This window comes from Shinella oryzae (assembly GCF_023038235.1).
Taxonomy (GTDB): Bacteria; Pseudomonadota; Alphaproteobacteria; order Rhizobiales; family Rhizobiaceae; genus Shinella; species Shinella sumterensis.
This window is the reverse complement of sequence record NZ_CP081988.1, coordinates 546709-568752: the sequence shown is the minus strand read 5'-3', so window position 1 is coordinate 568752 and position 22044 is coordinate 546709. Positions and strand designations below refer to the sequence as shown.

Genomic DNA, 22044 nt, shown 5'->3' with positions numbered 1-22044 from the left:
ATGCATCAAGTTCAATCGTCGCAACAGCTTTCGCCGCAAACGGCTTGCAATAACATGAATACTCATTATACCAGTTTTTCGCGCCGGACAAGCTGATTGCGCCGAACCGCTGAGGAGAAAACATGATCCGTCTGACCTATCGGATAGAGACAGCAGGTTCGGTGGAGAAGATGGCGGCGAAGATCGCCAGCGACCAGTCGACCGGCACCTTCGTGGCCTTGCCGGGCGAGACGGAAGAGCTGAAGGCCCGCGTGGCGGCGCGCGTCGTTGACATCCGCGCCCTGCCATCGGCCGATCGTCCTTCGTTTCCCGAGGAAGCGGGCGGCGCGACGCGGTTCAACCGAGCCGACGTCGATATCGATTTCCCGCTGGATGCTATCGGCACCGATCTTGCCGCACTAATGACGATTGCCATCGGCGGTGTCTTTTCGATCAAGGGCATGACCGGCATCCGCATCGTCGACATGAAGCTGCCGCCGGAATTCGCCGCAGCCCATCCCGGCCCGCAGTTCGGCGTTCCCGGCAGTTTTGCGCTGACGGGGGTAAAGGACCGGCCGATCATCGGCACCATCGTCAAGCCGGCGCTCGGCCTTCGACCGCATGAGACGGCGCAGATGGTCGGAGAATTGATCGACGCCGGCGTCGATTTCATTAAGGACGACGAGAAATTGATGAGCCCTGCCTATTCGTCGCTGGGCGATCGCGTGGCGGCGATCATGCCGAAGATCCTCGATCATGAGCAGAAGACCGGCAAGAAGGTGATGTACGCCTTCGGTATCAGCCATGCCGATCCCGACGAGATGATGCGCAATCACGATCTGGTTCTGGCGGCGGGCGGCAATTGCGCCGTCGTCAACATCAACTCGATCGGCTTTGGCGGCATGGCGTTTCTGCGCAAGCGTTCCGGGCTCGTCCTGCACGCTCACCGCAATGGCTGGGATATCCTCACGCGCCATGCGGGCCTCGGTTTCGAATTTTCGGTCTGGCAGCAGTTCTGGCGTCTGCTCGGCGTCGACCAGTTCCAGATCAACGGCATCCGCGTGAAGTATTGGGAGCCCGATGAGAGTTTCGTGCGATCCTACAAGGCCGTTACAACGCCGCTCTTCTCGGACAGCGACGTGGCGCTTCCGGTCATCGGCTCGGGGCAGTGGGGCGGTCAGGCGCCCGACACGATTGCCGCCACCGGCGGCTCGACCGACCTGCTCTATCTCTGCGGAGGCGGCATCGTCAGCCACCCGGGCGGACCTGGCGCCGGGGTTAGGGCTGTGAAGCAGGCCTGGGAGGCGGCGGTGGAAGGTATACCGCTCGACGCCTATGCCAAAGAGCATCCGGAACTTGCGCAATCCATCGAGAAATTTGCCGACGGCAAGGCGGCCTGAGCATGACGCGACCCCTCATCAGTTACTACGGCGACGATTTCACCGGCTCCACCGATGTCATGGAGGCGCTTGCCTCGAATGGCGTCGAGACCGTGCTTTTCCTGAAGGTGCCGAACGCGGACCTGCTCTCGCGCTTTTCCGGTGCGCGTGCTTTTGGCCTTGCCGGCACCAGCCGCAGCGAAACGCCCGAATGGATGGATGTGAACCTGGCCGAGGCCTTCGCCTGGCTGAAGTCGCTGGACGCGGAACTTTGCCATTATAAGGTCTGCTCGACCTTCGATTCCGCGCCGCATGTCGGCAGCATCGGTCGCGCCATGGAAATCGGCCGGAAGGTTTTCGGCGAGGCTACAGTTCCTCTCATCGTCGGTGCGCCGCAGATCCGTCGCTACACAGCTTTCGGCGAGCTCTTCGCGGCCTATCAGGGCCGCAATTATCGTATCGACAGGCATCCGGTCATGTCGCGCCATCCCGTCACGCCGATGGATGAGGCGAACGTGCTGCTGCATCTCGCACGGCAGACCTCGTTGTCTTCCGCACTGGTGGATAATGTCGCTTTGCTCGGCCACGCTGACCCGGCTGAAGCAGACATCCTGTTGCTCGACGTGCTCGACGACCGGACGCAGAGGGCGGCCGGTACTCTGCTCTGGAACCATTTGCGCGCGAAGAGCCGTTTCGTCTGCGGCTCCTCGGGCGTCGAATATGCGCTCATACCCGCGTGGCGGGACAGTGGATTGATCGGTCCGGCGCCGGTCTTTGCCGCTGCCGGTCCGGTGGATCGCATCGCCGTCGTGTCGGGCAGCGTGTCCCCGACGACGGAACGTCAGATCCGGCATGCGCTGGCAAACGGCTTCGAAGGCGTGACGGTCGATCCGGTCGCGCTGTCGGCGCAAGAAAATGCGAGCACCATCACGGAAGCGGTCAATGCCGGCCTCAAGGTGCTGGGAAGTGGCCGAAGCGTCGTGCTCTACACCGCGCTCGGACCATCCGCCGATCGCGGCGGCGAGCTCGATTCCTCCACGGGCGCGCGACACCGGCTCGGCCGGGCACTGGGCCGCATCCAGTCCGAACTGATCACGCGCGCCGGCCTTTCGCGCGCCGTCGTCGCCGGCGGCGACACGTCGAGTCACGCGCTCGGCGAAATGGGTATCAGCGCCTTGACGCTGAAAATGCCACTTCCGCAGACGCCGGGTTCGCCGCTCTGCATTGCGCATGGCGGCGTCGCAGACGGCCTGCAGATCGCCCTGAAGGGCGGCCAGGTCGGGGGCGACGACTATTTCAGCATGATCAGGGCCGGCGGGGCAGGCGGGCAGATGTGACAGGGTCGATGCGGGATCGCGCACGCCGCATCGGTGCATTTACTCCTGCCAGTACGATCGCGACCACCGGCGGGCCTTGTGGCCGCTTTTCCAGGGCGTCAGTAGATATTCCACCGCGACCACCAGCAGGAAGCTCACGATACCGAGCGCGGCAAGGAATGTGATCGCCGAAAAGGTGCCCGCCGTATTCAGGCGGGAATTCGCCTGCAGCAGATAGGCGCCGATGCCGCCGCTGGTCGAGGCCGTCCATTCCGCGATGACCGCGCCGGTAACGCTGAAGGTGGCAGAGAGTTTGAGGGCGGAGAACAACGGCGAGTAGGTCGCGGGCAGTTTGACGTGGCGGAATGTGCTGAACTTCGATGCGCCCATCGAGCGCACCAGATTGAGCACGTCCTTGTCGACGGAGGCAAGGCCATCGAGCACGTTGACGACGACGGGAAAGAAGACGACCAGCGCAACGATGACAAGTTTCGGCGCGAGCCCGAAGCCCAGCCAGATCGTCAGCGCTGCTGAAATCGCGATGATCGGGATGGCCTGGCTGAGGATCAGGATGGGATAGAGGATGCCACGCACCGTCCGCGACATGTCCATCAGCACCGCGAAAACGAAACCGGTCCCGGCGCCGAGCGTGAAGCCGAGCAGGAATTCCAGGAAGGTCACGCCGAAACCTTTGACCAGTGTCTGCCAATCCTCGGAAATGTGGGTCGCAACGTCCGACGGCGACGGCATCACGTAGCGTGGAACCTCATAGAACCAGACGAGGAAAGCCCAGGCGACGACGACGAGCACGAGTGCGACGACCGGATAGAAGATCTTGAGAAGCACGCTTCTGTTTTCCGTCGGATCATGCATGGGGTGCGGCCTCCTCGTTCGCAGGCGATGCATTGTTGTAGATGGTGCCGAGGATGCGCTGCTTGAGCGCAACGAATTCCGGGCGCGTCAGACTGGAGACGGGCCGCGGCCGTTCGATCGGCACATCGATGATCTCATGGATGCGGCCCGGCCTGGGCGTCATCACCACGACGCGGTCAGCCAGGAAGATCGCTTCGTCGATGTCATGGGTGACGAAGACGATGGTCCGTTTTTCTTTTTCCCACACGCTGAGCAGCCATTGCTGCATGGACAGACGCGTCTGGCTGTCGAGCGCACCAAAGGGTTCGTCCAGCAGCATCACGTCGTGATGCATGGCGAGCGTCCGCATCAGCGCCACGCGCTGGCGCATGCCGCCGGAAAGGGCGGCCGGATAATGGTTGATGAAGTCGCCGAGGCCGTAACGACGGGCGAGGGCCACGCCCTCATCACGCTCGGCGCGCGAGGCGCCGCCCTTCAGCACTGCGCCGAGCACGATGTTGTCCAGGACGGTCCGCCACGGCAGCAGCAGGTCCTTCTGCAACATGTAGCCGACATGGCCGGACTGGTTCGTCACGTCCTTGCCGTCAATCAGCACCTTTCCGGTGCTGGGCTGGAGAACACCTGCGATGATGTTGAACATCGTGCTTTTGCCGCAGCCGGACGGGCCGACAACGGATATGAACTCTCCGGGCTTGACCGCAAGCTCGGTCGAGGAAAGCGCGGTCAAGTCGCCGAAGGTGCGCGATACGCCCTTCAATGCGAGTTTTGGAGCCTGTTCCATGTTGTTCAAGTTCCCGATTCCCTAGAGCGTGATGCAGCGTTCGCGGCCGAACCACACGAGGTCCTCCACCTTTACGGCGATGCCGTCTCGGGCCGCAAAGGGCTCGATCGCCCACGCGCCCCACATCGGCGTCGCATTGCCGGCATCGATGAACTGGTGGAGATAGGCCGCCCCGGCGGTGAGCGAGTGGCCGATATTGCCGAGCTGGTCGAGCAGCACATATCCTTCCGAGACAAGCCGTTCGTGGCTCATGCCGAAAAGCTCGTTCGCCGGCATGCCGGGCCGGCATTTCTCCAGCGTTTCGTAATGGATCGCCTCGAGGTCCGACAGCGCCTTACGCGCCTCCGGCCAGTCGCCGATCACGGTACAGCGCGTGCAGTCGCCCCAGGAGCCATCGGCGGTGATGGGGTGGACATCGACCATGAGCACATCCCGCTCGGCGGCCTTGAGCGTCGTCGGCGGGTTGGTCGGGAAGCAGACAAGCGTGTTCTCGCCCAGACCGACATTGGTGATCGTCCAGACATGGGCGATGCCCTGGGCGGTGAGATAGTCGCTCACGGCAAGCTCGACATCCTGCTCGCTGATGCCGGCGGAGGCGGCGGCGAGACCTGCCGCCGCCGCGCCCTTTGCGATCCGTTGTGCCGCAACCAGTCCGGGCGGCGGCAGGTCCGAGACATCAGGGCCGGGCCGATAGGTCCAGGCGGGAACGACGCGGCGCGAAGAGGCGGTGGCGGTCATGGCGGTCTCCCGTCGCTTACTGGGCGATGTACTCGTTGGTGTAGTAGGCCGAGGGGGCCTCGATCTTCTTCACCACATCAAATTTCTTCAATGCGGCGAGAAGTGCCGTCCAGTCGGCCTCGTCGTTCACCATCAGGCTGGCGCCCATCGCGCCGAAGAGCGGGATCGTGTCCTTCCACTGCTGGTCGATGAACCTGCCGTCATAGGCCTTCGCATAGAGTTCGGCGAAAGCGGCGATGGCTTCTTCGGGATTGGCGACCGCATATTCGATGCTCTTGCGGGTGGCGCGCAGGAAGGCCTTGGCTTTTTCAGGATTTTCCTTCAGCCACGGTTCGTTGGCGGCAAGCATGAAGATCGGCGTGTTCGGCACGCCGTGCGCGGTGGCGGGCAGGAATTCCGCCTTCTGGCCGCCCGTCGTCAACATGCCGGTGCCCTCGGCATTGGTAATGCCCGTGATCGCGTCGACCCGGTTCTGCAGAAGCAGCGGTACGGTATCATCGGAGGCTGCGACGGTCTTGACGTCGTCGATCGTCATGCCGCCATCGGCGAGCATCATGGAGAGCTGCGCCAGCGTCCAGGCGTCGTTGTAGATGCCGATGGTCTTGCCCTTGAGATCGGCGATCGTCAGCGGCTTGCCCTCCGGGCTGAGGATGCCCCAGTTGTTGCTACGCCCATAACGGCCGATCGCGACGACAGGCGCCTGCTGCTCCTTGGCGAAGATGACATCCATGACGGTGGTGAAGGCGACCTGTGCCTGGCCGGTGCCGAGGAACTTCATCGTGTCGGCGACGGTCGGCGGCGTCACGATTTCGATTTCGAGGCCCTCTTCGGCGTAGAAACCCTTCTTTGACCCGAGAATCCAGGGGATCCAGAACCCGTCCGGCACGGGCCATTCCTGGATGAAGGTCAGTTTCGTCAGGTCCTGCGCGAACGTCTTCTGCGGCATAGCGATCATCGCCGCCAGCGCCATGGCGGCGGCAGCGAAGCTTCGGCGTGTCAATGTCATGCTCATGTTCCCACTCCTTTATGGTTGTTGGAGATTGCTGTTGTTTTTATGCCTGGTTCGGCCACTGACACGGTCATCTCGCTGGCGCGCAGGGCCGCGTGGAAGAGAATGTCGGCGCCCATGATGCAGAATTCGGGCTCGACGAATTCGCGTGGATTGTGGCTTATGCCGTCACGACAGGGCACGAAGATCATCGCCGTCGGCGCGACGCGGCTGACGAACAGTGCATCGTGGAAGGCACCGGAGACCATGCGCGTGCTGGCGACACCGCGCGCCTTCGCCACATCCTCTATGGCGTTGATCAGGGTGTCGTCGAACCGGGCGGGCTCCATGTCGAAGACCCGTTCGAAGGCGACCGTGCAACCGGTCCCGGTCGCGGCGTCGTGAAGGGCGCCGGTGATCTGCGCCTCGATCGCATCAAGCTCCTTGCGACCCGGATGGCGGATGTCGACGTAGAAGATGACGGTCGAGGGAATGGCGTTGATGCTGCCGGGCTCCACCGTCATACGGCCGACCGTGAAGCGTGCATGCGTGTCGTGCCGCATGATCGTTTCATAGAGGCGGGCAAGGCCCATGCTGGTCGCGTGCATGGGGTCGCGTCTGGCAGAAAGCGGTGTCGTGCCCGCATGCCCGGCCTCGCCGGTAACGCTTACCTGAAGCCAGCGCGTGGCCTGCACGCCCGTCACCACGCCGATCGGTATTCCCGCGCGCTCCAGGTTCTGCGCCTGTTCGATATGCAGTTCAAGATATCCGGCGATCGGCTTGCCAAGCGTGCATGGGCGCGCCTGCGGCAGGGCTTTCAGCGTGGCCGCAAGTTCGTCGGCGAGCCGCAAGCCGTCGGTCGATCGGCTTTCAAGCAGCGTATCGGAGAGCGCGCCATCGACAAAGGCCTGCGCACCCATGCTGCCCGGGGCAAAGCGGCAGCCCTCCTCGTTCGTCCACACCACCAGCTCGATCGGCGCGGCAGTCTGGATATCCGCATCCTCAAGGCTTTCCAGAACTTCGAGGGCGGCAAGAACACCGAGCGCGCCGTCGAAGCGGCCGCCCGTCGGCTGGGTATCGAGGTGACTGCCGATCAGGAGGGGAAGTGTGCCGGCGTGCCCGCCTGGCCGATGGATGAAGAGGTTGGCGGCGGCATCCTGGGATACGGCAAATCCGCGCGCGAGGGCGATTTCGGTGATGGCGGCGCGTGCGCGCCGGTCACCCTCCGTCAATGCCTGCCGGTCGACACCACCGTCAGCCGTCGCGCCGATCGCGGCGAAGGCGTCGAGCCTGCCGAGCAACCGGGTGCCGTTGATCGAGGGTGTGATTAGCATGGCATAGTCCCGGCTCGCATCAGGGGCACCAGCGCAATGCCCATTCTCAATATTCAAGAGACTTGAATTCATGTCAATACGTTTGAATTGCATTCCGCTTCGATTTCAGGAATATGGATTCGGTGCGGCTTGCCGTCCGCCTGAGCGGGCGGCGGGGATGTGAGGGCTTGATGAAACGCAACGACTTGAACGATGGTGACGGCACGGCTCTGCCGACCAATGCGGCCCGTCTGGGCACGCGCCTGCGGCTCGCCCGCCAGACGCGCGGCCTGACGCTCAAGGCGCTGGCAGACGAGGCGCATTGCTCCGAGAGCCTTCTCTCCAAGATCGAGAACGGCAAGGCCTCACCGTCGCTGCCCATGCTGCACAAGCTGGTAAAGGTGTTGGGTACGAATATCGGCTGGATGTTCGAGGAGGCGGATGGCGAGGAGGGCATCGTCTTCCGCGCAGGAACGCGACCGCTGATTTCCCTCGATCCGCTTCGCCGCGGCGAAGGCATCTCGCTCGAGCGCATCATTCCCTATTCGCCGGGCCATCTGCTCCAGTGCAATATCCACCATGTCGAGGAGGATGGCGAAAGTGCCGGGCCGATCGAACATGTTGGCGAAGAGGTCGGGTATGTGATCGCTGGTGAAATCGAGCTCATCGTGGGAGATGAGGTGTTCCGGCTCAATCCGGGCGACGCCTTCGTCTTCAAGTCGGAATTGCCGCATCACTATCGCAACGTGGGAAAGGGGCGGGCCAGCATCTTCTGGGTGAATACACCGCCGACCTTCTGACATTTCATTCAAGTCTCTTGACAAAAATTCAAGTAACTTGCTTGATGGGCCATGAACCGGCGCTCGCGCCACAAGCAATCCGAATTCGGGGAAAGTCATGTCCGCTCACAAAGTCCTGCTCGCAGGTGAATCCTGGGTTTCGACCTCCACCCATATCAAGGGCTTCGACCAGTTCCCGACAGCGACCTACCACACGGGCGCCGACGAACTTCTCGCGGCGTTGAAGGGCGGGCCGCTCGACGTGCGCTTCATGCCCTCGCATGAGGCCCAGGCCGATTTCCCGCAATCGCTTGAAGCCATGCAGGAATATGACGCCATCGTGCTGTCCGACATCGGCGCCAACACGTTGCTTCTGCATCCCGATACATGGATCAAGTCGAAGCCGACGCCGAACCGTCTGCGCCTGCTGCGCGATTATGTGCGCGAAGGCGGTGCGCTGCTGATGTTTGGCGGATACTACAGCTTCCAGGGCATCAACGGCGGCGCGCGTTATCATAAGACCGCTGTTGAGGAGATACTTCCTGTCTCCTGCCTGCCGGTCGACGACCGCGTCGAGGTGCCGGAAAGCTTCCTGCCTGTCGTAACAGGCTCCTCCGACCACCCGATCCTGGCCGGTCTCGGCACGGAATGGCCGATGTTGCTTGGCTTCAACGAGGTCGTGGTCAAGGACGGCGCCGAGGTGCTGGCCACGGTTTCCACCGATTACGGTTCGCTGCCGCTGCTCGTATCCGGCACCTATGGCAAGGGGCGTACGGTCGTCTGGACGTCCGATGTCGGTCCGCACTGGCTGCCGCCGGAATTCATCGCCTGGCAGGGCTACAAGAAACTCTTCGAACAGCAAATTCTCTGGGCGATCGGCCGCGACTGATCTTCAACTCAAGCCGGCAGGTGCGTAATGGCCAAACGCGTGAAGGAAGCGGCCCTCAAGGTCGCCAGCATCCAGATGGAACCGGTGTTCGGCGAGACTGCCGGAAACGTTGCGCGCTCCATCGCGCTTCTCGAGGAGGCGGCGGAGAAGGGTGCAAGGCTTGCGGTGCTGCCGGAGCTTTGCAACACCGGTTATGTCTTCGAGAGCCGCTCCGAACTGCGCGCGCTGGCGGAGGAAATCCCGGCCGGCCCGTCGACGACGGCATGGATCGAAGCCGCCCGCCGCCTCGACATGCACATCGTCGCCGGCATCACCGAACGTGACGGGGAGGTGTTCTACAACTCCGCCGTCATCGTCGGGCCGTCCGGGTATATCGGGCGTTACCGAAAGGTCCATCTCTGGGGCGAGGAAGCGCTCTACTTCACGCCGGGCGATCTTGGATTTCCTGTTTTCGATACCCCCGTCGGCAAGATCGGCTGCCAGATCTGCTATGATTGCTGGTTCCCGGAAAGCTTTCGTCTGGCGGCACTTCAGGGGGCCGAACTCATGTGCGTTCCGACCAATTGGGTGCCGATCCCCGGACAGGACCCCAAGCGCGAGGCGATGGCCAACATCCTCGTCATGGCGGCCGCGCACAGCAATTCCCTCTTCATCGTGGCGGCCGACCGGGTCGGGACCGAGCGCGGCCAGCCCTTCATCGGCCAGAGCCTGATCGTCAGCCACACCGGCTGGCCCGCCGCCGGTCCCGCAAGTTCCGACAGGCAAGAGGTTCTGGTCGCCGAGGTAAACCTTGCCGACGCCCGCCGGAAGCGCAACTGGAACGACTTCAACCAGGTCCTGCGCGACCGGCGCACGGACGTCTACGACCGTATGCTCGGCACAGGCTATAAACCGGGCTGGTATTGATCGCGTGGCGGCGGGCGAATCCGCTCTAGGCGCGGCCAGCTTCGCTGTGTTCCGGGACGAGCATAGCGGCACGCAAGGCCGCTTCGTCCGGTTCGTGACCGGTGAACAGCCGGAATGCCTGGACGCCCTGGTGAAAGAACAGTTCGTAGCCTGAGAGGATTTCGGCCTTGGCTGTTCGCGCGGCCGCGAGGAACTGCGTTTCGACGGGCGTATAGACCGCGTCGAATGCCCAGCGGCCATGCCTGAGGTCAAGGCCATCGAACACGTTGCCGTCATGGCCGACCATGCCGATCGGGGTGCAGTTGATCAGTCCGTCCGCACCGTCCACGGCCTCGGCAAGCGTTTCCGGCCGGCTGACCTCAAGGCCCGGAAAATGGGCCGTCAGGGACGTCGCGAGCGCCTCGGATTTCGACTGATCAGGATCGACCAGAGAAAGGTGCGTGGCGCCAAGCCTGCCGAGTGCGAAGGCGATCGCCTTGCCGACCCCGCCCGCGCCGGCCATCGCCACGCGACCAGGCGAAACGTTGCCAAAAGCGGCCAGGAAGGCGCTGGCAAAGCCGCTGCTATCCGTGTTGTAGCCGCGCGTACCATCCGGCTCAAAGAGGATCGTGTTGCAGGCGCCCAGTGCCCGCACCGCGGGATCGTCCACCTTCACCTTGCCGAGCACGGTTTCCTTGTAGGGATAGGTGATGTTGATACCGCGAAAGCCTTCCGCCCTGCATCGCTCGAAGACCGCGTCGAAGTCCATGTCGAGATCGGCGGGGATGAGGGAGGCATAGCTGACGTCCAGTCCGCACATGCGGCCCGCCATCCGATGCAGGCGGGGCGATTGGGAACGGGCGATGTTGTCGCCGATCAGTCCGAGCCGGATGCGCGGCGCTTGAGATGCGCGCATGTCACGCGACCTCGCCGTCTTGCGTCGGTGTCTCGTCGGAACGCAGCTCGGTATGAACGAGATTAACCCAATAGGACACGCCATAGGGGATCGATGCATCGTTGAAGTCGAAACGGTCCGTGTGGACATCGTGCACCAGACCATCGGGCCCGACGCCGCCGCCCATCCACATATAGGTACCGGGCACCGTATTGGCGAAGTAGGCGAAATCTTCGCCCCCTGTCGACAGCGGACGTTCACGTTCGACCTTGTCCTTGCCGAAGGTCTTTTCGGCCGCGGCCAGCGCGCTCTCGAACGCCTCGGGATGGTTCACCAGCGGCGGCGTGCCTTCATTGATCTGGATGTCGACGCTGCAGTTGCTGGCCTTTGCGAAGAGTTCCGCCTGGTCGCGCAGGCCACGCAGGATGATCTGCTGCACGTCGTCGCGGAAGTAGCGTGCGGTGCCGGAGACCAGCATCTCCGCCGGCATCACATTCGGCGAGCCCTTCGAACCGCCGGAAATGTGCCCGATGGAAATGACCGCGGCATCGATTGCCGCGACCTTGCGGCCGACGATCGACTGGAGCCCCAGAATGAAATGGGCGACGGGGATGGTGCAATCGTCTGCCAGATGCGGGGCGGCGCCGCCATGGCCGGCCGTGCCCTTGAAGGTAACGTGGAACGACATCGAGCCGGCAAGCGCCGGTCCGATGCGCGAGGCGATTTCGCCGACGGGGCGACCCGGCTCCGTATGCAGGCCATAGACGGCATCGCAGGGGAAGCGGTCGAACAGGCCATCCTTCATCATCGCCGGTGCGCCGCCGGCGCTTTCTTCTGCCGGCTGGAAGATGAAGTGCACGGTGCCGGCGAAATCGGGGTCCTGCGCGAGATAGCGGGCCGCGCCGAGAAGCATGGTCGTGTGGCCGTCATGGCCGCAGGCATGCATCTTTCCTTCGACGGTGGAGGCATAGTCGAACGCGTTGCGTTCGAAGATGTGCAGGGCGTCGATATCGGCGCGCAGGCCGATGCGCCGCTGGCCGGGGCGCGACCCCTTGAGGACGCCGACCACGCCGGTCCGGCCGATGCCCTCGTGAACCTCGATGCCCCATTCCTTGAGTTTCTCGGCAACCAGCGCAGAGGTGCGCGCCTCCTCGAAAGCCGTCTCGGGATGGGCGTGGATGTCGTGGCGCAGGGCGATCAGGTCCGGCATGTAGGCGTCGAGCTTGCTGCGGTCGATGGAGGACATGGAAGGTCATTTCCTTGAATTGGAGGACGACAAGGTCTTGCGCCGTGGCGAGACGGCGAGAGGCAGGATTGTTTTGCGGGTCGCCGGTTGCGCGGTTATCTGCGGGTTGCCGCAGAAATGTCCGGTACCGCGTCGATCAGCATGCGCGTGTAGGATTGGCGGGGATTCTTGAACAGGGCCCGGGATTCCTCCACCTCTACCAGCTTGCCGAAGTGCATGACGCCGATGCGCGAGGACATGTGGCGCACGACCGCAAGGTTGTGGCTGATCAAAAGATAGGTCAGGCCGAACTGCTCCTGCAGGTCGCGCATGAGGTTGAGGATCTGCGCCTGGACCGACACATCGAGCGCCGAGGTCGGCTCGTCGCAAACGATGAATTCCGCTTTGGCCGCAAGCGCACGTGCGATCGCGATGCGCTGCCGCTGGCCGCCGGAGAATTCGTGCGGATATTTGCGCCCGTCGAGCGGATTGAGGCCGACGACCTTGAGAAGTTCGCCCGCTTCGTGCTGTGCCTCGGCCTTCGATTTCGCGATGCCGAGGGCCAGCATCGGCTCGGCGATGATGCTGGCGACGCGCCAGCGCGGATTGAGGCTGGCATAGGGATCCTGGAAGATCATCTGGATACGGCGGCGCAGCGCGCGCATCTGTGCCCGGTCATGCTTGCCGGTGATCGAAACGCCATCGATTTCCACGGTGCCGGACGTGGCCGGCAGGAGCCCCACGACCATCTTTGCCACCGTCGACTTTCCCGAACCGGACTCGCCAACGAGCGCGAAGGTCTCTCCCTTGGCAATCGAGAAGCTGACATCGGTCGCAGCATGGACGAAGCGCTTGGGTTGGCGCTCGATGATGCGGTTCAGAAGCGGCTTTGAGACGTCGAAGACCCGGTTGAGCTTCTCGACCCTGACGAATTCGCTGTTGCTCATGCAGCCACCTCTTCGCGCTCGTAAAGATGGCAGGCGACCTTGTGGTCCATGGCGCCAAGAAGGGCGGGTGCGCGCTGGCGGCAGATATCCATGGCGCGCTCGCAACGCGGATGGAACGAGCAGCCGCCCGGCAGCGCCGTCAGTGATGGCATGGAGCCGGGAATCTGGCGAAGCCGCGGCTCCTCGTTGTCGAGCGAGGGAATGGCGCCCATCAGGCCCTGTGCATAGGGATGGAGCGGCGCGCCGACGACCTGGCTGACCTTTCCGATCTCCGCAACCTTGCCCGCATACATGACGGCCACGCGATCGGCCGTCTCCGCGATCATGCCCATGTCGTGCGTGATGAGCATGAAGGCCGTGCCGCGCGTGGAGCACAGCTTGCGGATCAGCTTGATGATCTGCGCCTGAACCGAAACGTCGAGCGCCGTCGTCGGCTCGTCGGCGATGACCAGTTCCGGCTCGGCGCAAAGCGCCAGCGCGATGACCACCCGTTGCCGCTGCCCGCCGGAAAACTCGTGCGGGTAGGAATCGATGCGCACCGTCGGGTCGGGAATGCCCACTTCCTCGAGCAGTTCGATCGCGCGGGCGCGTGCCTGACGCCGGTTGAGCGGCAGATGCACCCGGATCGTCTCGGTCAGGTGATCGCCGACGGTCATCAGCGGATTGAGGCTGGTCAGCGGGTCCTGAAAGATCATGCCGATGCGCCGGCCGCGAATGGCTTCGATGCCCGTTCGGTCCAGGTTGTCGATCCGCTGGTCGCCCAGCAGAATGCGGCCGCTCGCGATGCGGCCCGGGCGCGGTATGAGATGCATGATCGCAGCACCCGTCATCGATTTGCCCGCACCGGACTCACCGACGACGCCGAGAACCTCGCCCTTCGCGATGGAGAAGCTGATGTCGTCGAGGGCGACGAGCGTTCCGCGGCGCGTCTCGAATTCGACACGCAGGTTTTCGACCGAAAGAATCGTCTCGGACATGGTTCTCCTCCTTACCGCAGTCGGGGATTGAGCGCGTCGCGCAGCCAATCGCCCAGGAGATTGATGGTCAGGACCAGTGCCGCCAGCGCGATGCCGGGGAAGGCGACGATCCACCATTCGCCGGAGAACAGGAACTCCTGGCCGATCCGGATGAGCGTGCCGAGCGAAGGCTGCATCGGTGGCAGGCCGACGCCCAGATAGGACAGCGTCGCTTCGGTGATGATCGCCAGCCCGAAATTGATGGTCAGGATCACGAGGACCGGCCCCATCACGTTCGGCAGGATGTGACGCGCCATGATGGCGACGGGCGGCAGGCCGAAGAGACGGGCGGCGTTCACGTAGTCCTTCTTGCGCTCCACCATGGTCGAGGAGCGGATGGTGCGTGCATATTGCACCCAGAAGGACAGGCCGATCGATATGATGATCACCCAGGATGCACTGCTCTCACGCGACAGCGATGGCAGCATGCCATGCAGCAGGCCATCGATCAGAAGCGCGATCAGGATGGCGGGGAAGGTGAGCTGGATATCGGCGACGCGCATGATGAAAGCATCAAGGAAGCCACCGAAATAGCCGGCGAGCACGCCGAGACAGATGCCGATGGCTGCGGCGAGAAACACACCGAGCGCGCTGATGATGATCGAGACGCGCAGGCCGTAGAGCACGGCCGACAGCATGTCGCGACCCTGGTCGTCGGTTCCAAGCACGAAAGGCCATTGCCCGTCGGCCTGCCAGACCGGCGGCAGGTTCGAGTTCATGATGTCGAGCGACAGCGGGTCGAACGGGTCCGTCGGCGCGATCCATGGGGCGAGAAGCGACGCGCCCAGAATGACCACCAGCAGCGCCGTGGCGAACATGACAAGCCGGTTGCGCTTGAAGTCGATGAAGATGTCGTTGTCAGCAATCCGTGCGCGCAGGCTCTGCTCGGCGGGCTTCGTTGTATCGGAGGAGACCTCTGCCATCAGCTTGCAGCGTCCTTGAGGCGCGGATCGATGAAATTATAGATCAGGTCGACGATGAGATTGACCGTGACGAAGAGCAGCGCGATCAGGAGCAGGTAGGTGGAGATGATCGGAATATCGACATTCTGCACGGCTTGCAGGAACAGGAGCCCCATGCCCGGCCACTGGAAGACGGTCTCCGTGATGATCGAAAACGCGATGATCGAGCCGATCTGAAGGCCGACGACGGTGATGACGGGCACCAGCGTGTTCTTGAGCGCGTGACGAAAGTAGAGCCGCGCGCGCGGCAGGCCGCGGGCGACGCCGAACTTGATGAAATCAGTGCGCAGAACTTCCAGCATCTCGGAGCGCACGAGGCGCATGATCAGCGTCATCTGGAACAGCCCGAGCGTGATCGCCGGCAGGAGCAGCGATTTCCAGCCTTCGATCGTCAGGAGGCCTGTCGACCAGTTTTCGGTCACGGGGATGAGACCGTTGCGGCCGAAGGCGGGCAGCCAGCCGAGCGATACGGAAAAGATGTAGATCAGCAGGATGCCGATCAGGAATGTCGGCAGGCTCACGCCGACCAGTGACACGCTCTGCAGCAGCGACGAGATGCGCCCGCGCGGATTGAGCGCGCTGTAGACACCGAGCACGATGCCGGCAAAGAGCGAGATCAGCGCGGCAACGAAGGAGAGTTCCAAGGTGGCGGAAAGCCGCTCGGCGAGCAGTTTCGTCACCGGCTGGCGGAACTGGTAGGAAACGCCGAAATCCAGCGTGACGACGCGGCTGACATAGCGGGCGAACTGCACGAGGGTCGGCTGGTCGAGGCCGAGACTTTCACGCACGGTCTGTCGTTCCGCCGCCGTGGTCTCCGCGCCGACCATCTGGTTGACGGGATCGCCGGCATAGCGAAACATCACGAAGGCCAGCAGCGAGACGACCAGCATCACGGCAAGCGATTGCAGAAGCCGTCGGATGACAAGGGCAATCATTCAATTCATCCTGTTATGCGCCGGGCAAGACTGCCCCAAGCGCCCGATCGGGATCGACCGGCGGCCGGAAGGCCGCCGGCGAAAGGCGCGTCACTCGCCCTTCGTGACCCAGTAGAAGCGGAAGTCGTTGTCGGCGCGCTGCACGACCTTGACCTTGTTCGAGACACCCCAGGACAGGGACTGCTGGTGCAGCGGCAGATAGGCCGTCTCCTTGTTCTGGGCGATGTCGTAGGCCTGGCGAATGAGTTCGTTGCGCTTGGCCTCGTCGGGCTCATGCCCGATCTTGGTGATCAGCGTATCGACCTCTTCATTGCAGTAGCCGCCGACATTCGAGCCGCCGCCATTGCCGGCATCGTCGCGGCAACGATAGAGGTCCTGGAGAACGCCGAGGCTGCCCGAGCCGTTCGTCTGCCAGCCGAGCAGGTAGAACGAGGTGCGGTAGCCGCCGCTGGCGAAGATGCGGCCGAAATAGGTCGCCTTCGGCTCGGCGTTCAGGTTCACCTTGATGCCGATGCGGGCCAGCATGGGAACGACCGACTGGCAGATGCGCTCGTCGTTGACGTAGCGGTCGTTCGGGCAGTCCAGCGTGACGTCGAAGCCGTCGCCATAGCCTGCCTCGGCCAGCAGTGCGCGGGCCGCGTCCGGGTCATAGGCGGGGCGTTCGAACTGGTCGGCCAGCGGGAACAGTTCCTTGGCGACGACGAGCGCCGTCGGCACGGACGCGCCGCGCATGATGCGCTTGTGGATCGCCTCGATGTCGATGGCCTGATAGACGGCGCGGCGCACGCGGGCGTCCTTGAAGGGGTTCTTGCCCTTCACCGACGAGAACAGCAGTTCATCGCGGCGCTGGTCGAAGCCGAAATAGATCGTGCGGACTTCCGGTCCCTGGAGAACCGATGCATTGCCGCTCGCGTTGATGCGGTCGACATCCTGCAGCGGCGCCGGGTCGATCATGTCGACCTCACCGGAAAGCAACGCCGCAACGCGGGTCGCGCCGGATGCGATCGGCGTCAGCACCACCTCGTCGAGATTGTGCTTGGGCGTGCCCCACCATTGCGGGTTCGGGACCCATGTCGTGCGAACGCCGGGCTGGTGCTGCTGGAGCTTGAAAGGCCCCGTGCCGTTTGCATTCAGAGAGATATAGGACGGTGCCGACGATGCGCTCGCGACTTCCGCCGCGCCATGTTCCTCGGCCCAGGACTTGGAGACGATGTACCACGTGTCCCACACGGCATGCAGCAGCGGAGAAGGCTCAGGCGTCGTGACCTCGACCGTGTAGTCGTCGATCTTCTTGAACACCGCATTGGCGGGAACGCGGGTCTTGAGATCCGAGCCTGCCGAGCGGACGCGGTCGGCGGAGAAGATGACGTCGTCGGCGGTGAAATCCTGACCGCCCTGGAACTTCACGCCCTTGCGCAGATGGAAGGTCCAGGTGCGGGCATCCTCGGAGACATCCCAGCTTTCGGCAAGCGCCGGCACGAGCTTGAGATTTTCGTCGCGGGCCACAAGGCCCTCGTAGACGCCGCCGATCATGGCCAGCGAGAAGGTCTCGGCGAGCGCATGCGGATCGAGCGACTTCAGATCGCCCTGGGAGGCGAAGCGGAAGGTTTCGGCCTGGGCTGTGCCCACTGTGCCGCCGAGAGCCGAGACCGACGTAGCGAGCGCCAGTGCCGCCGCCGCCAAAATTCTTCTGATACGCAAAGCTATCTCCCAATCGCTGATGGTCGTGTTGGACGCGACGTGACCTTCATCGCATTCGTCGCCAGCCATAAAAGGAAATTCTGTTGCGAACAATTGCCGAGCGGCATATTGCATGTTGCGCAAAAGGCAACGATTGCGCAACAGTCGACCTGGAGAAACAATGCTCGACCCCACCCGCCTGCGCTATCTGTTCTACACCGATGCCTGTGGTGGTATCCGCCAGGCAGCGGAGGAACTGAAGGTCAATCCGTCGTCGATCAGCCGCCAGATCGCAGTCCTGGAAGGGGAACTCCAGCTTACTCTCCTTGAAAAACATGGTCGCAAGGTGAAGGTGACCGAGACCGGCAGCGCGCTGTGCGAGTACTATCGCACGCAACGATCCGCCGATATTCAGCTGCGCGCGCGCCTCGACGAATTTCGCAACATCAAGCGCGGCCTCATCCGCCTCTCGATGGGGGAGGGCTTCGGGGAGTGGGTGGTGAATGGGCCGCTTAGGGCCTTCCAGACGCAGTATCCCGGTATCGACCTCGATATCCGCATTCATCCGACGGACGAGACCGTCCGCGCCATCCTGGAGGATGAGGCCGATATCGGCGTGACATACTTTGCGCCGAACGACCGGGATCTGAAGTTCCATGCGCGGTCCGATGTGCCGATCTGTGTCGTCGTCCATCAGGACCATCCGCTGACACGTCTCGGGCGTGACCCCAGGCTGACGGATGTGGTGGACTATCCGATCGGCATGCTGCACCCCGAATTCGGTGGCCGGCAGGTCACGGACCTTATCGCGCGCTCCGAAAACGTGGTGCTCCGCCCGTCGCTGACGGCCAATTCCTACGCGATCGTGCGGAAGTTCGTGCTGCTCGGTGAAGGTGTCTTCCTGATGCCGTTTCGCCCATCGCCGCAGCGGGAACTGGACGACGAACTCGTGCCGCTGCCGCTCGACTACGCATCGAAAGTCACATCGCAAACGCAGGTGATCACGCGAAGCGAACGCCATTTGACGAATGCGATGCGCATGCTGATCAAGTCCCTGATCGAGAGCGGCCAGTTCGGCTAGGCGGGGCGAACGGCGACGCCGTGCCGTCGGCACCGCGCACCAACCCACCCGGTCGCCCATGAAAGGCCGACCCATTCTTCGCAGAACCTTGACAATGCCGGCGCAGATGTCCGCGGACAATCACCGACCGGACATTGATCATGCACCAGAAGAAGTTGAACGTCCTCCCGTTCGAGGATATGTCGCCCGTTCGAACACGCGCGGCAAAGCAGCGTCCCGCCATGGCCCGGCGCATCCTGACCACCGTTTCGAGATTGCGCTGGAAACGCAGCGTTCTGCTCTGGATGCGCTTCGCTGCCAATCCGCCGCTTATCCTAGGATGGTGGCGATGGTTGGCCGTATTCTCGGCGTCGCGCGACTATCCTCTCCCGCACGATGACCTGCTCCAGAAGCCGCTGTCCAAATTCCTTGTTTACGGGCTGAGCGGTTCACAACGGCTGGGTCTGCTCATCGATCATTTCACGATTGCCGAGAAAATTCTGTCGAGGGACAGCATGATCAGGCTCTGGAGCGGCGACACCGTCGATATGGGCGATGTCCAGGGCCGCAATGAAACCTATTCGTGCCGTCTCGTGCTGGCCGACCGCTGCGGCGGGCGCCATGAAGGTGCCTTCGGCATCGAGCTCGTGCGGTCCCGGGACGGAGCGGCATTGTGCACCGTCCGTTTCACACTCGTTCGCGAAAGCGCGCCACAGGGCTACACATTCGTGGTGGGAAGCATGCAGGGCCCCCGAAACGCGAAACGACTGATCGTCGAAACCACGCGCGATCTCTCGGGTCTTCGCCCAAAGGAGGCAGTCCTGATGGTATTGCAGGGATTGGTCGCCGAGGGGAATGCGCGACATTTCCGCGCCGTTTCGCAAGCCAAGCACCCGATCCTGTATCGACGTTCCCGGCGGCAATCCATGTTGCGGTCGAACATCGACGGTTTCTGGTGCGAACGGTGCGGCGAGCCGGATGACACCTATGGCTTCGTCGTTCCCTCGTCCCGGATCGATCGAGACGACCGGCGCAATGCGGTTAAGGCGCAGTTCAACCGGGTCGGTGAGCTGTTCTGCTAACGGGAAGGGCGGTCGGCGGTTCTGCCGGGTCCCGCCAACCGCTTATTCAGGCCGCAAGTGGACGGTCACCACCGCGCCTCCGCCTTGCCGGTTGGTAAACTCCAGATGACCGCCATGAGCGGTCGCAATCGCCTGTACCACCGAAAGCCCCAGACCTGTGCCGCCCGTGGCGCGCGAGCGTGACGGATCGCCGCGCCAGAACGGATTGACGGCGATTGCGTCCATGTCCTCGGGAAAGCCGGGACCGCGGTCGAGAATGCGGATGATCACGCTTTCGTCCGCTAATCGTTCCGTCTCGCACCGCAGCCAGCCGCCGCTTTGCGCATAGCGGCTGGCATTTTCCAGAAGCGCCAGCACGGCCTGGCGAATTCTTGACGGGTCCGCGGATATGCGCGCAGGCTGAAGTCCGGATTCAACCGTCATCCGGCTTGCATCCATCATGGGTTTTGCGGCCGCCAGAACGGTTTCCACGACCGCGGCCACATCGAGCGGTTGCCGTTGCATCATCAGTTTCTGGCCGATGGCCAAGGAGAGGGTACGCAAATCCTCGACGATTTTCCCCAGGCCTTCGACTTGGAGCAGAAGATCGGAAACGATCTTTCGATCCATCGGAAAAACGCCGTCCACCATGCCCTGTAACGCGCCTTGCAGGATCGTCAGCGGCGTGCGCAGTTCGTGCGCGATCGCCATATTGTTGAAGCGCAGCCGCTCCTCCATCCTGTCGAGGCTTGTGGCGAGAGCGTTGAACGTCTCGACGAGGCTCGAGACCTCGCGCGTGCTGCTGGGCGAAGCGGTGACCCGGGCTGAAAAATCGCCCGATGTCAGGCTTTCTGCGGCAACGGTGAGATCCTCCAGGGGCCGCGCGATGCGCCTCGCGAGAAAGACGCCGATAACGGCGCATATGAGAGCCGACAGGAAGCCGCAAATCAAGACGGCAAGCTGGATCTTGAAATCCGTTGGAGCCGCCTGCTCGTCCAAATGTTCAAGCAGCGTCTTGAGCGCATCGCTGTCGGGGACCCGGCCCTCGTTGACCATTCTGTAAGCGGTCGCAGCCTCGGGCGGTAGGGCACTGGCCATGCTGTCCTCAAGATAGGTCGAATACCAGGTCACCCCAAGATAGGCCATGCTGACGCTGAGTACGAGCATGGTCGTGATGACGGTCGCCGTGAGCGTGGCAAGCGGCAGGATCGGAAATCTGGGAATCTTCATTGGGGATCAAAGAAGCGGTAGCCGACGCCGCGGAGGGCGGGGAAGAACCCGATCTGGCCCAGCTCTTCCAGCTTGCGTCGGAGGTTGGAAATATGCGTGTCCACGGTGCGCACCAGCGCATCGCTTTCAGGCAGGCAGGCGTCGAGGATATCCGCGCGCGCGAAGGCCTGGTGTGGGTGACGGATCATGTGGGCGAGGATCCGGAACTCGCTGAGCGTCAGGGACAAGGGAATGCGCTGCCCATCGCGGTTGACGACGACGGAGTAGCTGGAAAAATCGACCTCGATTTCGCGGAAGCGGCGCACGGAATCCTGTCGTTCGCCGAGGGTCCGGCGCAGCACGGCCTTTACCCGCGCGACAACCTCCTGCGGGTTGAAGGGCTTCACGACATAGTCGTCGGCGCCGAGATGCAGGCCGCTCAGGCGATCAAGATCATCGGCAAGCGCCGTCACCATGATGACGGGCGTGGAACTTGTCTGCCGAAGGCGGGCCAACACGCCAAGGCCGTCCAGTTTCGGGATGCGGACATCCAGAAGCACGAGATCCGGTTTCAGGAGCGCGTGATGCTGCAGAGCGGTTTCGCCATCGGCGGCCTGAACGGTCCGGAAGCCGTCCCGTAACAGATATCCCTCGAGAATTCTTGCAATCGCCGGCTCGTCCTCGACGATCAGAACAAGATTGTTATCCACTTTGATGCCTTGCTGCTCTTGTCTTTTCCTACGGCTTTCGCCGCGCCGCGACTATCGGGGAGACGTTCGGCTCGTGCAATTCCAAATGGTCTCTCGACGGACGGATAACCGATTCTGGACGCGTCATTGATTGTGTCTTGGCCGTTTCTTGATAATCGGGCCTCAATTTGCCGCCGTTCCGGAGCGCGGGGCGTTCTTCCAGATGCTCGCAGCCGCTCTATCCAACGAAACAGCACATCCGGCGGCACGGGAATCGGGAGGGGTTTTCGGGCTGCGGCTGTGGCCTTCCTGAAAGACCGGTATGCGAAAAACAGCATCAAGCGACCTGTTTCCATTTTCCGTCCAACAGCCGTCCGCCGCCGACAGGGCGCTGACCGTTTTGGCAACATCGATCATCTGCACCAGCTTTTTCTTCATGGTCTTC

Annotated in this window: 21 protein-coding genes and 1 pseudogene; 7 read left to right on the top strand and 15 right to left on the bottom strand. The window is 62.9% G+C overall.

Annotated features, from left to right (window positions below):
- The first annotated feature begins 122 nt into the window (after window positions 1–122).
- On the top strand, window positions 123–1379 hold the full coding sequence (oiaX, locus tag K6301_RS18785; protein ID WP_247222061.1) for a 3-oxo-isoapionate-4-phosphate decarboxylase OiaX: 1257 nt from the start codon (window positions 123–125) through the stop codon (window positions 1377–1379).
- Window positions 1380–1381: 2 nt separating this feature from the next.
- Entirely contained in the window at window positions 1382–2695 is a 1314-nt protein-coding gene (locus tag K6301_RS18780; RefSeq protein ID WP_247222060.1) for a four-carbon acid sugar kinase family protein, read from the top strand.
- Window positions 2696–2734: 39 nt separating this feature from the next.
- Here K6301_RS18780 and K6301_RS18775 read toward each other — a convergent pair whose 3' ends face one another.
- The 5 genes from K6301_RS18775 to K6301_RS18755 are packed head-to-tail and all read right to left on the bottom strand — an operon-like array spanning window position 2735 to window position 7388.
- Entirely contained in the window at window positions 2735–3547 is an 813-nt protein-coding gene (locus K6301_RS18775; protein ID WP_247222058.1) for an ABC transporter permease, read from the bottom strand.
- Window positions 3540–4328 (bottom strand): ABC transporter ATP-binding protein, encoded by a 789-nt coding sequence (locus K6301_RS18770; protein ID WP_247222427.1) that lies wholly within the window; start codon window positions 4326–4328, stop codon window positions 3540–3542. Before K6301_RS18770 ends, K6301_RS18775 begins: the two co-directional genes overlap by 8 nt.
- 21 nt (window positions 4329–4349) lie before the next feature.
- On the bottom strand, window positions 4350–5066 hold the full coding sequence (locus K6301_RS18765) for a M24 family metallopeptidase (RefSeq protein ID WP_247222057.1): 717 nt from the start codon (window positions 5064–5066) through the stop codon (window positions 4350–4352).
- Window positions 5067–5082: 16 nt separating this feature from the next.
- Entirely contained in the window at window positions 5083–6078 is a 996-nt protein-coding gene (locus tag K6301_RS18760; RefSeq protein ID WP_247222056.1) for an ABC transporter substrate-binding protein, read from the bottom strand.
- The gene (locus K6301_RS18755; RefSeq protein ID WP_247222055.1) at window positions 6075–7388 is read right to left on the bottom strand and encodes a Zn-dependent hydrolase; all 1314 of its coding nucleotides are present in this window, start codon (window positions 7386–7388) and stop codon (window positions 6075–6077) included. Before K6301_RS18755 ends, K6301_RS18760 begins: the two co-directional genes overlap by 4 nt.
- 170 nt (window positions 7389–7558) lie before the next feature.
- Between K6301_RS18755 and K6301_RS18750 the strand changes: the two genes are divergently transcribed.
- From K6301_RS18750 to K6301_RS18740, 3 genes are all read left to right on the top strand, one after another.
- Window positions 7559–8167: a cupin domain-containing protein gene (locus K6301_RS18750; protein WP_134648656.1), complete on the top strand. Its 609-nt coding sequence runs from the start codon at window positions 7559–7561 to the stop codon at window positions 8165–8167.
- A gap of 97 nt (window positions 8168–8264) precedes the next feature.
- Window positions 8265–9035, top strand: a complete 771-nt coding sequence (locus tag K6301_RS18745; RefSeq protein ID WP_247222054.1) for a glutamine amidotransferase — start codon at window positions 8265–8267, stop codon at window positions 9033–9035.
- Between the two features lie 27 nt (window positions 9036–9062).
- Window positions 9063–9941: a nitrilase family protein gene (locus tag K6301_RS18740; protein WP_247222053.1), complete on the top strand. Its 879-nt coding sequence runs from the start codon at window positions 9063–9065 to the stop codon at window positions 9939–9941.
- Window positions 9942–9966: 25 nt separating this feature from the next.
- Here K6301_RS18740 and K6301_RS18735 read toward each other — a convergent pair whose 3' ends face one another.
- From K6301_RS18735 to K6301_RS18705, 7 genes and pseudogenes are all read right to left on the bottom strand, one after another.
- Entirely contained in the window at window positions 9967–10836 is an 870-nt protein-coding gene (locus tag K6301_RS18735) for a shikimate dehydrogenase family protein (protein ID WP_247222051.1), read from the bottom strand.
- A gap of 1 nt (window position 10837) precedes the next feature.
- A complete protein-coding gene (locus K6301_RS18730; RefSeq protein WP_247222050.1) occupies window positions 10838–12061 on the bottom strand; it encodes an amidohydrolase in 1224 nt (407 codons plus the stop codon).
- Between the two features lie 98 nt (window positions 12062–12159).
- Window positions 12160–12987, bottom strand: a pseudogene (locus K6301_RS18725) (ATP-binding cassette domain-containing protein); the annotation flags it as partial.
- Complete coding sequence (locus K6301_RS18720; RefSeq protein ID WP_247222049.1) at window positions 12984–13964, bottom strand: ABC transporter ATP-binding protein; 981 nt, start codon at window positions 13962–13964, stop codon at window positions 12984–12986. The gene K6301_RS18720 and the pseudogene K6301_RS18725, both read right to left, overlap by 4 nt.
- A gap of 11 nt (window positions 13965–13975) precedes the next feature.
- Window positions 13976–14926, bottom strand: coding sequence for an ABC transporter permease (locus tag K6301_RS18715; protein WP_247222048.1), 951 nt, complete (start codon window positions 14924–14926; stop codon window positions 13976–13978).
- Entirely contained in the window at window positions 14926–15900 is a 975-nt protein-coding gene (locus K6301_RS18710; protein ID WP_247222047.1) for an ABC transporter permease, read from the bottom strand. Before K6301_RS18710 ends, K6301_RS18715 begins: the two co-directional genes overlap by 1 nt.
- 90 nt (window positions 15901–15990) lie before the next feature.
- On the bottom strand, window positions 15991–17601 hold the full coding sequence (locus K6301_RS18705) for an ABC transporter substrate-binding protein (protein WP_247222046.1): 1611 nt from the start codon (window positions 17599–17601) through the stop codon (window positions 15991–15993).
- A 160-nt stretch (window positions 17602–17761) separates the two neighbouring features.
- Between K6301_RS18705 and K6301_RS18700 the strand changes: the two genes are divergently transcribed.
- On the top strand, window positions 17762–18661 hold the full coding sequence (locus K6301_RS18700; RefSeq protein WP_160870478.1) for a LysR family transcriptional regulator: 900 nt from the start codon (window positions 17762–17764) through the stop codon (window positions 18659–18661).
- Window positions 18662–18801: 140 nt separating this feature from the next.
- Window positions 18802–19722 (top strand): DUF535 family protein, encoded by a 921-nt coding sequence (locus tag K6301_RS18695; RefSeq protein WP_247222045.1) that lies wholly within the window; start codon window positions 18802–18804, stop codon window positions 19720–19722.
- A 42-nt stretch (window positions 19723–19764) separates the two neighbouring features.
- On the opposite strand, the gene K6301_RS18690 is transcribed toward K6301_RS18695, so the two are convergent.
- From K6301_RS18690 to K6301_RS18680, 3 genes are all read right to left on the bottom strand, one after another.
- On the bottom strand, window positions 19765–20868 hold the full coding sequence (locus K6301_RS18690; protein WP_343298959.1) for an ATP-binding protein: 1104 nt from the start codon (window positions 20866–20868) through the stop codon (window positions 19765–19767).
- A 59-nt stretch (window positions 20869–20927) separates the two neighbouring features.
- Complete coding sequence (locus K6301_RS18685; RefSeq protein WP_247222042.1) at window positions 20928–21620, bottom strand: response regulator; 693 nt, start codon at window positions 21618–21620, stop codon at window positions 20928–20930.
- Window positions 21621–21782: 162 nt separating this feature from the next.
- Window positions 21783–22037 (bottom strand): hypothetical protein, encoded by a 255-nt coding sequence (locus K6301_RS18680; protein WP_247222041.1) that lies wholly within the window; start codon window positions 22035–22037, stop codon window positions 21783–21785.
- Window positions 22038–22044 lie beyond the last annotated feature (7 nt).